Genomic DNA, 12,448 nt, shown 5'->3' on the forward strand with positions numbered 1-12,448 from the left:
TGAATGAAGGTTATTTACTGCTTTTGTTATCTACCAGAACCGCCAGCAAAATGACGACTGCTTTAACGATCATTTGGTAGTAAGAAGAAACACCTAATAAATTCAGTCCGTTGTTGAGGAAGCCAAGGATAAGCGCGCCGATCAACGTACCAACGATACGCCCTTTTCCTCCAGCCAGACTGGTGCCGCCCAATACTACAGCCGCGATAGCATCCAGCTCATACCCTGTACCCGCCGTTGGCTGTGCAGAGGACAAACGTGCGACTTCGATAATTCCCGCCAGGGCAGACAGCAGCCCACACAGGGAATAGACAATAATCTTGATTTTATCAACGCTGATGCCGGACAAACGGGTAGCAGACTCGTTGCCGCCCAGCGCATAGATATAGCGCCCCAGACGCGTATGGTGCAGCATGTACCAGGCCGCCACGAACACGATAGCCATGATCCAGATTGGCGTCGGAATCCCCAGCGGACGACCGATACCAAACCAGCCAAACGCATCTGCCACGTCAGAAAAACCGGTATTAACCGGGCTACCGTTGGTATAGACCATCGTCACACCGCGAAGTAACAGCATCATGACCAACGTGGCAATAAACGCCTGCACTTTGCCTTTAGATACAATGATCCCCGTACCCGCACCTATCAGCGCCCCCAGAGCCAGCGCGCCAAACACCGCCACCAGCGCATTGACTTCAAGCCCGACGATGGAAGCCGCCACGGCACCAGTCAATGCCAGCAGTGAACCCACTGACAAATCGATGCCCGAGGTCAGAATCACCAGCGTCATGCCGACGGCCATGATGGCGTTAACCGACGTCTGCTGAAGAATATTGAACAGGTTGTTCAGGGTAAAAAAGTTAGGGCTCATAGCGGAAACAACCGCAATCAGGATCAGGAGCGCGATCAGCGATTTCTGCTCCAGTAACCACTCTTTGCTGAACCAGCGTTTTGCCGCGATAGATTGAGAACTCATGTCTGACTTACTCCTGCTTTGCGCCGTATTGCTTACCAACGGCCGCGGCCATCAGTGCTTCCTGGGTTGCTTGCTCAATAGGGAAATCCCCGCTCAAGCGCCCTTCATGCATCACAATGATGCGATCGCTCATTCCCAAGACTTCGGGCATTTCGGATGACACCAATATGATGCTCAGCCCTTCTTCTTTGAATTGATTGATTAACTGGTAAATCTCTTTCTTCGCCCCGACATCGACGCCGCGCGTCGGTTCATCAAGGATCAGGACATTTGGGCGCGTCATCAGGCCACGGGCAATCGCCACTTTCTGCTGATTACCGCCGGAAAGCAGGCCGATAGGCTGCTCCATCGAAGGCGTTTTCACGTTGAACAGGCGAATAAAGTCGGCAACCGTCAGTTGCTCTTCGGCGTGTTTCAGACGACCACCCGCATGGCTGAAATAGCGCAGTGCAGTTAACGACATGTTTTCTTTTACTGACATGCCCAACACCAGGCCATCGCGCTTGCGGTCTTCGGAAATGTAAACGATGCCGTTCGCCAAGCCATCCTGCGGTTTACGGGTCACTACGTCACGGCCATCCAGCGTCACATTACCGCCAGTTCGCGGCAGCGCGCCGTAAAGAATCTTCATCAGTTCGGTACGGCCCGCGCCCATCAGCCCTGCGACGCCCAGAATTTCGCCTTTCCGCACCGTAAAGCTGACGCTATCGACGCCCGGCCCTGACAGGTTCTGCACCTTAAGGCGAACCTCTCCCGGCGCTTTATTCGAACGCGGGTACTGATCTTCCAGCTTACGGCCGACCATCATTTCAATCAGCGTATCTTCCTCTAAGTCACTGACCGGACGTTCGCCGATAAACTGACCATCGCGGAACACGGTAATGTCATCGCAGATTTCAAAGATTTCTTTCAGACGGTGGGAAATATAGACAATGCCGCATCCCTGAGATTGCAGCTCTTTGATCACGCTGAATAGCGAAGCAGTCTCGGTATCCGTCAGGGCGTCGGTCGGTTCATCCATGATGATGACTTTCGATTCAAAGCTCAGCACCTTGGCAATTTCTACCATTTGCTGATCGCCAATAGATAAATCCCCGACCATACGACGGCTGTCATAGCGCAGATTAAGGCGTTTCAGCAGCTTATCGGCTTCCGCATACATCTTGTTCCAGTCGATACGACCGAAGCGGTTGGTAAATTCACGACCAAGGAAGATATTCTCGGCAATCGTGAGTTGGGGAATCAGGTTAAGTTCCTGATGGATAATACCGATACCTGCTTCCTGGGACGCTTTCGGCCCGCTGAAATCCACCTCTTTCCCCAGAAAATGGATGCTGCCGGCATCTTTACGATAGATCCCGGTCAGGACTTTCATCATGGTGGACTTGCCCGCACCGTTCTCGCCCACCAGCGCCATCACTTTTCCCGGATAGACGTTGAGTGCCGCACCGGAAAGCGCTTTAACGCCGGGAAAAGATTTCGTGATGCCTTGCAGTTGCAGTAAAGGTTGCATTGATACCTCAGAACGTTACGCCAGCACAAAGGATGACATTGGCATACGGAGAACACTCTCCGCTGCGAATGATGGCCCGGCTTTTGCCGCTTTGGGTTTTAAATTCTTCATGGCTGACATAGTGCAATGCAATTGAGTTTCCCTGGTGTTGTTCAAGTTGCTTCAATTGATCGAGTAATGCGTCATGGACGGCGGGGTTCTTTTCAATAATCTCTTCCGCCAGAATAGCGGCCTCGACCTGCATTTCGCTGGTGACAACGCTAACCACCTGCAAGAACGTCGGCACGTTATGCGTCAACGCCAGATCGATACGGGTCGTCGTTTCAGGAATCGGTAAACCGGCATCACCAATCACAAGGCTATCGGTATGTCCCAGTCGAGAAATCACGGAAGAAATATCTGAATTCAATAATGCTGCTTTTTTCATCTTCTCACCCCACCAGCGAAACGTTTCGCTAATAACATTCTAGAAAAAGAAGCAAGAAAGGCAATGAAGAGATAAAAAAAATGTGATCACCATCGAAACGTTTCGCTAACAAAAAAAGAAAGGAAACGATAGGTCATTATAGACCCTAAATAATTCGAGTTTCAGGCAGGCGGCGAGTGAGGGACAAATTCGTCGGGAACGAATTTGACCAGCCAGCGGCTGGCCTTCGGTGAGAGACAGGATGTCTCTCATTTCATCCCGATGAGCTTACTCAAGTAAGTGACTCGGGTGACAAATCTGTCGGGAGCAGATTTGAACGCTGCTTGCAGCGGCCCTTCAGGGCGAGGCCCACGACGGGCCGAGTATTTGAATGAAGCCAACGCACATACAACTTGAAGAATGACGGATATAGGAGATTGATAAATAGAGAAATGGCGGGCAAAAGCCCGCCAATAAGGAACAGAGGATAATACGTTAGAGTTTACGAATCTGCTTCACATCCACTCCGACAGCGTTGAATTCTTTATCCAACTCGCCTGAAATTTCCACTTTATCGGTAGGTGAAACCATCTGGCCATTCCAGCGTTTGTGGTCGATCTCGACTTCCATCGTGCCCGTTGAATCGCGGAACAGGTAGTTTTCATCGCCGAGTCGTTTTTCAATGTTCCCTCTCAGCGTCACCCAACTGTCATCGCGCAAATCTTTAGCTTTATCTACCGTGGTGAGGGAACTCTGCGAATCGGTGAATCCCCCTTGATGTGAACCAGTAGCTGGTGTTTCTGGATTGACAAAACCACCGCCACTTTGTGCAGCAAATACTGGTGCAGAAACCAGAGCAGTAATAACGAGTAACGCAGCGACTTTTTTCATGTTCACCCTTCCTTTTTTGCCTGTTGTTTCACAATTAAACGTTTCAAAGTTAACTGTTTCACAGTCAATGGTTTCGCAGTCAACCTGCGGGAGCTATCGGTCTTCGTAAAAGAGTAAAACAAATTTTTCTTAACGGAATCTTAAAGCGTCAGTTCTCGCATTGTTGTTTTTTTATATTGCCGGATATTGCCCAGTTTCAGTGATTTGGCCTGTACACACCGCCTCTCTATTTCGTATAAAACCGGAAAAGGCATAAGTACAACCGTAGCATTCCCTGCGAGACAGCCATGAGAATATTGTTAATCGAAGACGATCGCTTGATTGGTGACGGCCTGAAAGCTGGGTTGAACAAACTGGGCTTTAATATCGACTGGTTTATGGAAGGTAAAGCGGGTGCCGCGGCATTGAAGGCGGCACCCTATGATGCGGTGGTGCTCGACCTCAGCCTGCCGGGCATGGACGGGATGGATATTCTGCGCCAGTGGCGTCAGGCTGGGCATGACGAACCGGTACTGATTCTGACCGCCCGCGATGCGCTGGAACAGCGTGTGGAAGGTCTGCAGCGAGGTGCCGATGATTATTTATGTAAGCCCTTTGCACTGACAGAAGTGGCCGCTCGCCTGCAGGCGCTGATTCGCCGCCGTCACGGCCAACTTCAACCGACATTAACGCACGGCGCAGTTTCCCTTGAGCCCGGATCGCGGAGCGTCACGCTTAACAACGAACCACTGATACTAAAATCTCGCGAACTGGCGTTACTGGAACTGTTTTTGCTCAATCAGAACCGCATACTCACACGCGCGCAGTTGGAGGAAAAGCTCTATGGGTGGGACGATGATGTCTCCAGCAATGCGGTAGAAGTGCATATCCATCACCTGCGTAAAAAGCTGGGCAGCGGGTTTATCCGAACCGTACATGGCGTTGGCTATATTCTGGGAGAGGCGCCATGAATCGACTCAGTCTGCGTTTACGCCTGATTGCAGGTTTTACGCTGCTGACATTACTTTGCTGGGGCGTAGCCAGTCTGCTGTCGTGGCATCAAACACGCCATAACATCAATGAGCTATTTGATACCCAGCAAATGCTGTTTGCCAAACACCTGGCCACCATGAATCCTGATGAATTGCGAATCCAGTCAGTTTCTCTGCCCAAAACCAAAAGTCTGGTACATGAGAATCAGGGAAAGCAGGAAGATGATGCGCTGGCCTTCGCCATTTTTACCCGCGATGGGAAAATGGTGCTGAACGATGGTGATAACGGCAAGGATTTCATTTTTAACTATACGCGCAACGGCTTTACCGACGGCAGGCTACGCGATGACAATGACGCCTGGCGCATCGTCTGGCTGACGACAGCGGATAATCGCTATGTGGTTGCCGTCGGGCAGGAGTGGGAATATCGTCAGGACATGACGCTGGATATTGTAAAAACTAACCTGATGCCTTGGCTGTTCGCCCTGCCGATCATGCTGGCACTGCTGTTCTGGCTGGTCACGCGTGAACTCTCACCGCTAAAACGCATTACCGCCGAGCTTCAACAGCGTTCACCAGATGAAAGCACGCCGCTGGCGACGCAGCACATCCCGCAAGAAGTTCGCCCGTTGGTCAACGCATTAAACCACCTGTTTTCCCGCATCAGCGACATGCTGGTTCGTGAACGTCGTTTTACCTCCGATGCAGCTCACGAATTACGTAGCCCGTTGGCAGCGTTGAAAGTTCAAACTGAAGTCGCACAGCTGGCGCATGATGATGAAGCCATGCGGCATCATGCGTTGGTCAATCTAGATAAAGGCATCGATCGGGCCACACGGCTGGTGGATCAGCTCCTGACGCTGTCGCGGCTGGATGCCGAATCGTCCCCCGCAGGGATGCAGCCCATCCAGTTTAATGAACTACTGCAACAGGCGGTGATCGCGCATTACCACACGGCGCAAACCGCGGGTATCGAGCTGACGCTGGATTTACCGGATACTCCGGTTATCCGGCAGGGCCACCCGCTGCTGCTGACTCTGCTGGTACGCAATCTGCTGGATAATGCTATTCGCTACAGCCATGAAGGAGGAACGGTAAGCCTGACGCTGACAGAGCGCGGCTTTCAGGTTGCCGATAACGGACCGGGCATTAGCGAGGAGGTGCTGGCAAGAATTGGCGAACGCTTTTATCGTCCGCCGGGGCAGGAGAAATCCGGCAGCGGTCTGGGGATTTCTATCGTGAACAACATCGCCAAACTGCACCACATGCGGGTCACGTTCACCAATCAGCCAAAAGGCGGGCTGGTTGTCGCCATAAATTGGTAAAGGCTATTCTCTCTACCATTAAGCAACATGGCCCAACCAACCAACAGCGACTCGTTGTTTGTTATTAGGGAAACACGGGGATGAGGTTCCCGCAGGGACGCCTCGCCCCGTGGTCGACCGTGTATCTCGATCTTATCCCAACATAACGCCCTAATAGTGGGATCACTTAAATCTCGACCTGTATCCCTAACTCAATCAGCCTGTTCGGCGGTATTTCAAACTGATCCGCCGCCCGCAGCGCATTGCGGCTGAGCATCATGAATAGCTTACCGCGCAAGCGCAGATACCACGGGCGCTCACCGATAATCAGCGACTCATTGGACATAAAGAAAGACGTTTCCATCATTTGGCAGGTTAACCCATCCTGCCAGCAGCGCTGAAAGACCTCTTCCACATCCGGCGTCTCACGCCAGCCATAGTTGGCAATCACGCGCCAGAACGTCGGCGAAAGCTGTTCAACCGTCACGCGACGCGCGTTCAGCACATAGGGCGCATCCTCTGTTCGCATGGTCAACAGCACCACGCGCTCATGCAGGATTTTATTGTGCTTAAGGTTATGCAGCAGCGCGAATGGAATTACACGAGTCGCGCGCGAGAAATACACGGCGGTCCCCGGCACACGCGTCGGCGGCGTTTTCTCCAGCGAGGCAATCATGGCATCCAGCGAATTACCATGCTCATGCAGCCGGCGCAGCAGCCTGAAGCGCTCGCTTTTCCACGTCGTCATGATGATAAACATCACCATACCCAACGCCAGCGGCAGCCAGCCGCCGGAGAGGATCTTGACCACGTTTGCCAAAAACATCGGCACGTCAATAATCAGCAGGCCCGCCAGCAACACCCACGCCAGATAGCGATTCCAGAGCCAATTCTTCACCGCCACCGTACAGAACAGAATGCTGGTAATCACCATCGTACCCGTTACCGCAATCCCGTAAGCCGCTGCCAGGTTGCTTGAATGCTCAAAGCTGACAATCACGATGACGACCGCGATATAGAGCATCCAGTTAATAGCAGGAATATAAATCTGACCGGATTCCATATCTGACGTGTGTACGATACGCATCGGCGGCAAATAGCCCAGCCGCACCGCCTGACGAGTCAGGGAGAAAACACCGGAAATCACCGCCTGCGAGGCAATGATTGTCGCCAGCGTGGCCAATATCATCAGCGGAATCAGCGCCCAGTCTGGCGCCAGCAGGAAGAAGGGGTTCTTGATGGCTTCAGGATCTTTTAACAGCAACGCGCCCTGCCCGAAGTAATTTAACACCAGCGATGGCAGCACCACCGTAAACCAGGCCAGACGAATGGGGAATTTACCGAAGTGGCCCATATCAGCATACAGTGCCTCGACCCCGGTAATCGCCAGCACTACAGCGCCCAGCGCGAAGAACGACACCGCTTTATATTCGATAAAGAAGCGCACAGCGTACATCGGGTTCAACGCCTGTAAGACTTCGGGGTTCGCAATGATGCTGCGCGCACCCAGTACGCCAAGCGTCAAAAACCAAATCAGCATCACGGGCGCAAACAGCTTGCCGACGCTACCTGTACCGTGTTTTTGAATGATAAACAGTAATGTCAGAACGACAATTGAGAGTGGAACGATATAGCTGTCCATCGACGGCGCGGCGATTTCTAGCCCCTCCATCGCCGACATCACCGAGATGGCCGGCGTGATGACCACTTCTCCATAGAAGAAGCTGCCGCCAATCAACCCCATGATGACCAGCACGGACGTCATGCGATCGGAGGTATTGCGCCCGGCTAATGACATTAATGTCAGAATCCCACCTTCGCCTGCGTTATCGGCACGCATCACATAGGTCAGGTATTTCAGCGAAACAACAAGGACCAACAGCCAAAAGATCAGTGAAAGAAAGCCAAAGACCGAGTCAGGTTCGACCCCAAAACCAAACTGCCCTGATAAACATTCCCTTAACGTATAAAGAGGGCTGGTTCCTATATCTCCATAAACCACCCCGATGGCCGCCAGCGTGACAGCCGGAAGCGAACGTTTATGTTCTGAGCTCATATCTATCTTCTGTTGTTAATCAGTCCGCGAAGCGCGTCATTCACAGCAACTCGTCCAAGAGCGCACAGTATGCACAAATCAGGGTAAAAACCCATTTTTATTGTGCGGTCACCTGTATACGAAACATCCTGTAAAAGGTGGTTTATTGCTTACTTACCCCGTTAGGGTGAATAATCCGTAAAAGTATTCTAATAAAAAACTGTGATCTGCCGTTTATTATTACTATTGTCTTTCTGAAAGTAGGGTTTTTCTGAGACACCGCTTTCAGTCGAGCAACCAGATTCAAAAATAAACGATTTCGGTACATCACATCATGGGACTAACGGATTAATTATGCGTCAAACCGCGGCATTGGCTGAAAGAATTTCTCGTCTCAGTCATGCGCTAGAGCACGGACTCTACGAAAGACAGCACGCCATTCGTCTCTGTCTGCTGGCAGCGCTAAGCGGAGAAAGTGTTTTTCTCCTGGGGCCGCCGGGTATAGCCAAAAGTATGATCGCACGACGTCTTAAATTCGCTTTTCGTCATGCGAACGCGTTCGAGTACCTGATGACCCGCTTTTCCACCCCGGAAGAGGTATTCGGTCCCCTTTCTATTCAGGCATTAAAAGACGAAGGCCGCTATCAGCGTCTGACCGCGGGTTACCTGCCGGAAGCCGAAATCGTGTTTCTGGATGAGATCTGGAAAGCGGGCCCCGCCATTTTGAATACCCTGCTGACGGCCATTAACGAGCGGCGTTTCCGTAATGGCAACAGCGAAGACACCATCCCAATGCGCCTGCTGGTCGCCGCGTCGAATGAACTGCCGGAAGCGGATGGCGGTCTGGAAGCGCTCTATGACCGAATGCTCATCCGTCTGTGGCTCGATCGCGTGCAGGAAAAACAGAATTTCCGTGCGCTGCTCGTGAATAACAGCAGCGAACGCGATAACCCCGTCCCGCCCGCTCTCAGCGTCAGCAATGAAGAATACCAACAGTGGCAGAAGGATATTGAGCACGTCGCGTTGCCGGAAGCAGGCTTTGAGCTGATTTACACGCTGCGCCAACAGCTCGATGCGTTGGAACAGGCCCCTTACATTTCCGATCGACGCTGGAAAAAAGCCCTGCGCTTGCTTCAAGCCAGCGCATTTTTCTGCGGACGGGATGCCATAACACCGATTGATATCATTCTGCTGAAAGACTGTCTCTGGCATGACCAAAGCACGTTGACGCTCATCGAGCACCAGCTTGAATTGCTGATTACCGAACACGCCTACCAGCAGAAAAGTCTGCTGTTCCGCTTGCAACAGGTGAACACCCGGCGTCAGCAATACCAGCGTGAACAAAGCGAATTACAGGCATTTTCGGTGGAGAAACAGGGGCACTTCCTTGGCCGAAAATTCCATTACACCTTGCCTGACGCGATCGCCGCCGAAACACTGGATCTGGTGCTGCAACGCCCGCTGATCCTGCACGATATTGAAGTTAACCACCTGATCATTGAGAAGCATGCTTTACAAGGCTGGCTGCAAAAAGGGGGAGAAATCCGGGGCAAGCTCAACGGCATCGGCTTCACCCAACGTCTCGATCTGCTGGTGGACGATCGCCAGCATCTGACGGTTCGCGATATCAGCCTGCAATCCTCCATTCTTTCTCTGCCAGAAAAACGCGACTGTGCACTTCCTGCTGACATTATCGATGAATACGAAAAGCTGAACATGCAGTTGCGCGAACAACGCCGCTTATTCAGCCAGCATCAGCCTTGCCTGTTCGTCCCCAGTGAGTGGCTGGCCAAAATAGAAGCCAGCCTGCAACAGGTCGCCGAGCAAATCCAGCAATCAGAGCAACAGGACTAACGCCGATGATCACGCTGGAATCACTGGAGATGCTGCTGTCTATCGATGAAAACGAGCTGTTAGACGATCTTGTCGTCACATTGCTGGCGACGCCTCAGCTCGCTTTCTTCTTTGAAAAGTATCCCAGCCTGAAGTCCGCGTTACTCAACGACTTGCCTCACTGGAAAGAAACCTTAAAACTGCGCCTGCGTGCCACGCAGGTACCGCCGGAGCTGGAAAAAGAATTTAGCTGCTACCAGCGTTCGCAATCGATCGACAATCAGGCTTTTCAGACGCGCCTGCCTGCGATTATGGATATGCTGAACACCGTAGAATCCCCTTTTCTGACGCAGGCCTCACAGCTCATGGCCTCTCCAGAGAGAACCTTAGGGCAGAAGATCACGAGCGGGCTTCACGCGCTCTTTCTTCAGCGCTGGCGGCTAAGCCTCACTCTGCAAACTGTTTCACTTCATCAGCAATTGATGGATCAAGAGCGGGAAATTCTGCTGGATGAACTGCAACAACGCCTGACCCTCAGCGGCAAACTCGAACCTATTCTGGCCGAAAACGAAAATGCGGCCGGGCGGCTCTGGGATCTCAGCGCAGCACAGCGTATTCACACCGATCCCCGTCCGTTACTGGACTTCGGCGCTTTCCTGCAACGCCAGCCTGCATTACAAAAACTGGCGGAACGCTTAGGCCGCAGCCGCGAAACCAAATCCATTCTCACGCAGGAAGCACCGAAAGAAGCCTTCCGGGTCAGAGTACGGGAACCTGCCACCGTGCCTGAGCAGGTGAGCGGCGTGCATCAGAGCGATGACATTTTGCGTTTGATGCCGACGGAGCTGGTCACGCTGGGTATTAGCGAACTGGAATATGAATTCTATCGTCGCCTGCTGGAACATCGGCTGCTGACCTATCGCTTACAGGGGGAGAGCTGGCGCGAGAAAATCACCGAGCGCCCCGTGGTGCATCAGCAAAACGAACAGCAGCCGCGTGGCCCGTTTATCGTCTGCGTTGATACGTCAGGTTCCATGGGCGGCTTTAATGAGCGCTGTGCCAAAGCTTTCTGTCTGGCGCTGATGCGCATCGCGCTCGCCGACAACCGCCGTTGCTACATCATGCTGTTTTCTACCGGCGTGGTGAAATACGAGCTCACGTCTGCGGACGGGTTAGAGCAGGCGATACGTTTTCTCAGCCAGTCCTTCCGCGGCGGCACGGATATGAGCGCCTGTCTGTCAGCATTGTTGGATAAGATGGATGATGCACTCTGGCATGATGCCGACGCGGTGGTGATTTCGGATTTTATCGCCCAGCGGTTGCCGGATGAGGTAGTGAATAAGGTGAAAAGCCGTCAGAAGCAGCTACAGCATCGTTTCCATGCTGTAGCGATGTCCGATCATGGCAAACCCGGCATCATGCACATCTTTGACCATATCTGGCGCTTTGATACCGGGTTAAAAAGCCGCTTAATGCGCCGTTGGCAGCACGGCAAGGCTTATTAAAGCAGGCCGGAAACTGACTCACGCAGCGGCTGTGGCCATACGCCACACTGAACCTGACCAATGTGCGGCAATTGCAACAACAGCATGACCAGGCGAGACTGACCGATTCCCCCACCGATGGTTTGCGGCATTTCACCGCGCAGCAGCGCCTGATGCCATTCCAGCTTCAGACGTTCTTCATCCTGCGTCAGCGCTAGCTGGCGTGTTAAGGCTTCAGCATCAACACGGATGCCCATGGATGAAATCTCAAATGCATCGTTCAGAACCGGGTTCCACACGACGATATCGCCGTTCAGACCCGCCAGTTCTTGCTCGCCCGGCGTCGTCCAGTCATCATAATCCGGCGCACGCACATCGTGAGAGTGTCCGCTGGACAGCTTACCGCCAATCCCAATCAGGAAGACTGCACCCAGTTCTTTAGCGATAGCTCGCTCACGCCCTTTGGCATCCAGATCGGGGTAGCGCTGCAGCAACGTTTCGGTATGCACAAAGTGAATCTGTTCCGGCAGGAAAGGCTGAATGCCAAACGCCTGATGTACCGCCGCTTCCGTTGCTTTAATGCCCTGATAAATACGCGTCACCGTCGATTTCAGATACTCCGCATGACGCTCGCCATCCCCCATCACGCGCTCCCAGTCCCACTGATCGACATAGACCGAGTGAATAGGGCTCAGACGATCTTCGTCCGGACGCAGTGCCTTCATGTGGGTATAGATGCCTTCACCGAAGCTAAAATCATACGCACCTAGCGTTTTACGTTTCCATTTCGCCAGTGAGTGAACCACTTCAAATGTGGCATCTGGCAGGGCTTTAACCTTAACCTGCACCGCTTTTTCCGTACCGGACAAGTTATCCTGCGTACCGTCGCCGATACGGCTGAGAATCGGAGCCTGGACTTCAATCAATCCCAGAAGCTGCTCCAGCTGGCTGGAGAAGAAAGACTTAACGAAGCTGATTTGCTGTTGTTTTTCGATGTACTGCTTTTTCATTGCCGCGTCTCTTATTCATCGT

10 protein-coding genes are annotated in these 12,448 nt (G+C 52.5%); 4 read left to right on the forward strand and 6 right to left on the reverse strand.

Going from position 1 to position 12,448, the window contains the following annotated elements:
- Positions 1–10 precede the first annotated feature (10 nt).
- The 4 genes from rbsC to BJJ97_RS04975 form a co-directional block, all read right to left on the reverse strand.
- Positions 11–979 (reverse strand): ribose ABC transporter permease, encoded by a 969-nt coding sequence (gene rbsC / locus BJJ97_RS04960; RefSeq protein ID WP_095993252.1) that lies wholly within the window; start codon positions 977–979, stop codon positions 11–13.
- Positions 980–986: 7 nt separating this feature from the next.
- Positions 987–2,492, reverse strand: a complete 1,506-nt coding sequence (gene rbsA, locus BJJ97_RS04965) for a ribose ABC transporter ATP-binding protein RbsA (RefSeq protein ID WP_039514210.1) — start codon at positions 2,490–2,492, stop codon at positions 987–989.
- A 7-nt stretch (positions 2,493–2,499) separates the two neighbouring features.
- Positions 2,500–2,919 (reverse strand): D-ribose pyranase, encoded by a 420-nt coding sequence (gene rbsD, locus BJJ97_RS04970; RefSeq protein WP_010300118.1) that lies wholly within the window; start codon positions 2,917–2,919, stop codon positions 2,500–2,502.
- Between the two features lie 474 nt (positions 2,920–3,393).
- Positions 3,394–3,789 (reverse strand): YgiW/YdeI family stress tolerance OB fold protein, encoded by a 396-nt coding sequence (locus BJJ97_RS04975; RefSeq protein WP_095701089.1) that lies wholly within the window; start codon positions 3,787–3,789, stop codon positions 3,394–3,396.
- Positions 3,790–4,076: 287 nt separating this feature from the next.
- Between BJJ97_RS04975 and qseB the strand changes: the two genes are divergently transcribed.
- Positions 4,077–4,739, forward strand: a complete 663-nt coding sequence (qseB, locus tag BJJ97_RS04980; protein WP_095993253.1) for a quorum sensing response regulator transcription factor QseB — start codon at positions 4,077–4,079, stop codon at positions 4,737–4,739.
- Positions 4,736–6,085 carry a quorum sensing histidine kinase QseC gene (gene qseC, locus BJJ97_RS04985; RefSeq protein WP_095993254.1) on the forward strand — a complete coding sequence of 450 codons (1,350 nt, stop codon included), beginning with the start codon at positions 4,736–4,738 and terminating at the stop codon, positions 6,083–6,085. The genes qseB and qseC overlap by 4 nt, the downstream gene beginning before the upstream one ends.
- Positions 6,086–6,251: 166 nt before the next feature.
- Here the strand turns inward: qseC and kup are convergent, their stop codons facing one another.
- Entirely contained in the window at positions 6,252–8,120 is a 1,869-nt protein-coding gene (gene kup, locus BJJ97_RS04990) for a low affinity potassium transporter Kup (protein WP_039487773.1), read from the reverse strand.
- A 333-nt stretch (positions 8,121–8,453) separates the two neighbouring features.
- Between kup and ravA the strand changes: the two genes are divergently transcribed.
- A complete protein-coding gene (ravA, locus tag BJJ97_RS04995) occupies positions 8,454–9,953 on the forward strand; it encodes an ATPase RavA (RefSeq protein ID WP_095993255.1) in 1,500 nt (499 codons plus the stop codon).
- Between the two features lie 5 nt (positions 9,954–9,958).
- Positions 9,959–11,437: an ATPase RavA stimulator ViaA gene (viaA, locus tag BJJ97_RS05000; protein ID WP_095993256.1), complete on the forward strand. Its 1,479-nt coding sequence runs from the start codon at positions 9,959–9,961 to the stop codon at positions 11,435–11,437.
- Here viaA and asnA read toward each other — a convergent pair.
- On the reverse strand, positions 11,434–12,426 hold the full coding sequence (gene asnA / locus BJJ97_RS05005; protein ID WP_095701084.1) for an aspartate--ammonia ligase: 993 nt from the start codon (positions 12,424–12,426) through the stop codon (positions 11,434–11,436). The two genes, viaA and asnA, sit on opposite strands and share 4 nt — an antisense overlap.
- Positions 12,427–12,448: the final 22 nt, after the last annotated feature.

The sequence above is a fragment of the Pectobacterium polaris genome, from assembly GCF_002307355.1.
GTDB classification, from domain to species: domain Bacteria; phylum Pseudomonadota; class Gammaproteobacteria; order Enterobacterales; family Enterobacteriaceae; genus Pectobacterium; species Pectobacterium polare.

Excerpts from the sequence above, each read along its gene's own strand:
- rbsC (WP_095993252.1), bottom strand. The coding sequence starts at position 979 with ATGAGTTCTCAATCTATCGCGGCAAAACGCTGGTTCAGCAAAGAGTGG.
- rbsA (WP_039514210.1), bottom strand. The coding sequence starts at position 2,492 with ATGCAACCTTTACTGCAACTGCAAGGCATCACGAAATCTTTTCCCGGC.
- rbsD (WP_010300118.1), bottom strand. The coding sequence starts at position 2,919 with ATGAAAAAAGCAGCATTATTGAATTCAGATATTTCTTCCGTGATTTCT.
- BJJ97_RS04975 (WP_095701089.1), bottom strand. The coding sequence starts at position 3,789 with ATGAAAAAAGTCGCTGCGTTACTCGTTATTACTGCTCTGGTTTCTGCA.
- qseB (WP_095993253.1), top strand. The coding sequence starts at position 4,077 with ATGAGAATATTGTTAATCGAAGACGATCGCTTGATTGGTGACGGCCTG.
- qseC (WP_095993254.1), top strand. The coding sequence starts at position 4,736 with ATGAATCGACTCAGTCTGCGTTTACGCCTGATTGCAGGTTTTACGCTG.
- kup (WP_039487773.1), bottom strand. The coding sequence starts at position 8,120 with ATGAGCTCAGAACATAAACGTTCGCTTCCGGCTGTCACGCTGGCGGCC.
- ravA (WP_095993255.1), top strand. The coding sequence starts at position 8,454 with ATGCGTCAAACCGCGGCATTGGCTGAAAGAATTTCTCGTCTCAGTCAT.
- viaA (WP_095993256.1), top strand. The coding sequence starts at position 9,959 with ATGATCACGCTGGAATCACTGGAGATGCTGCTGTCTATCGATGAAAAC.
- asnA (WP_095701084.1), bottom strand. The coding sequence starts at position 12,426 with ATGAAAAAGCAGTACATCGAAAAACAACAGCAAATCAGCTTCGTTAAG.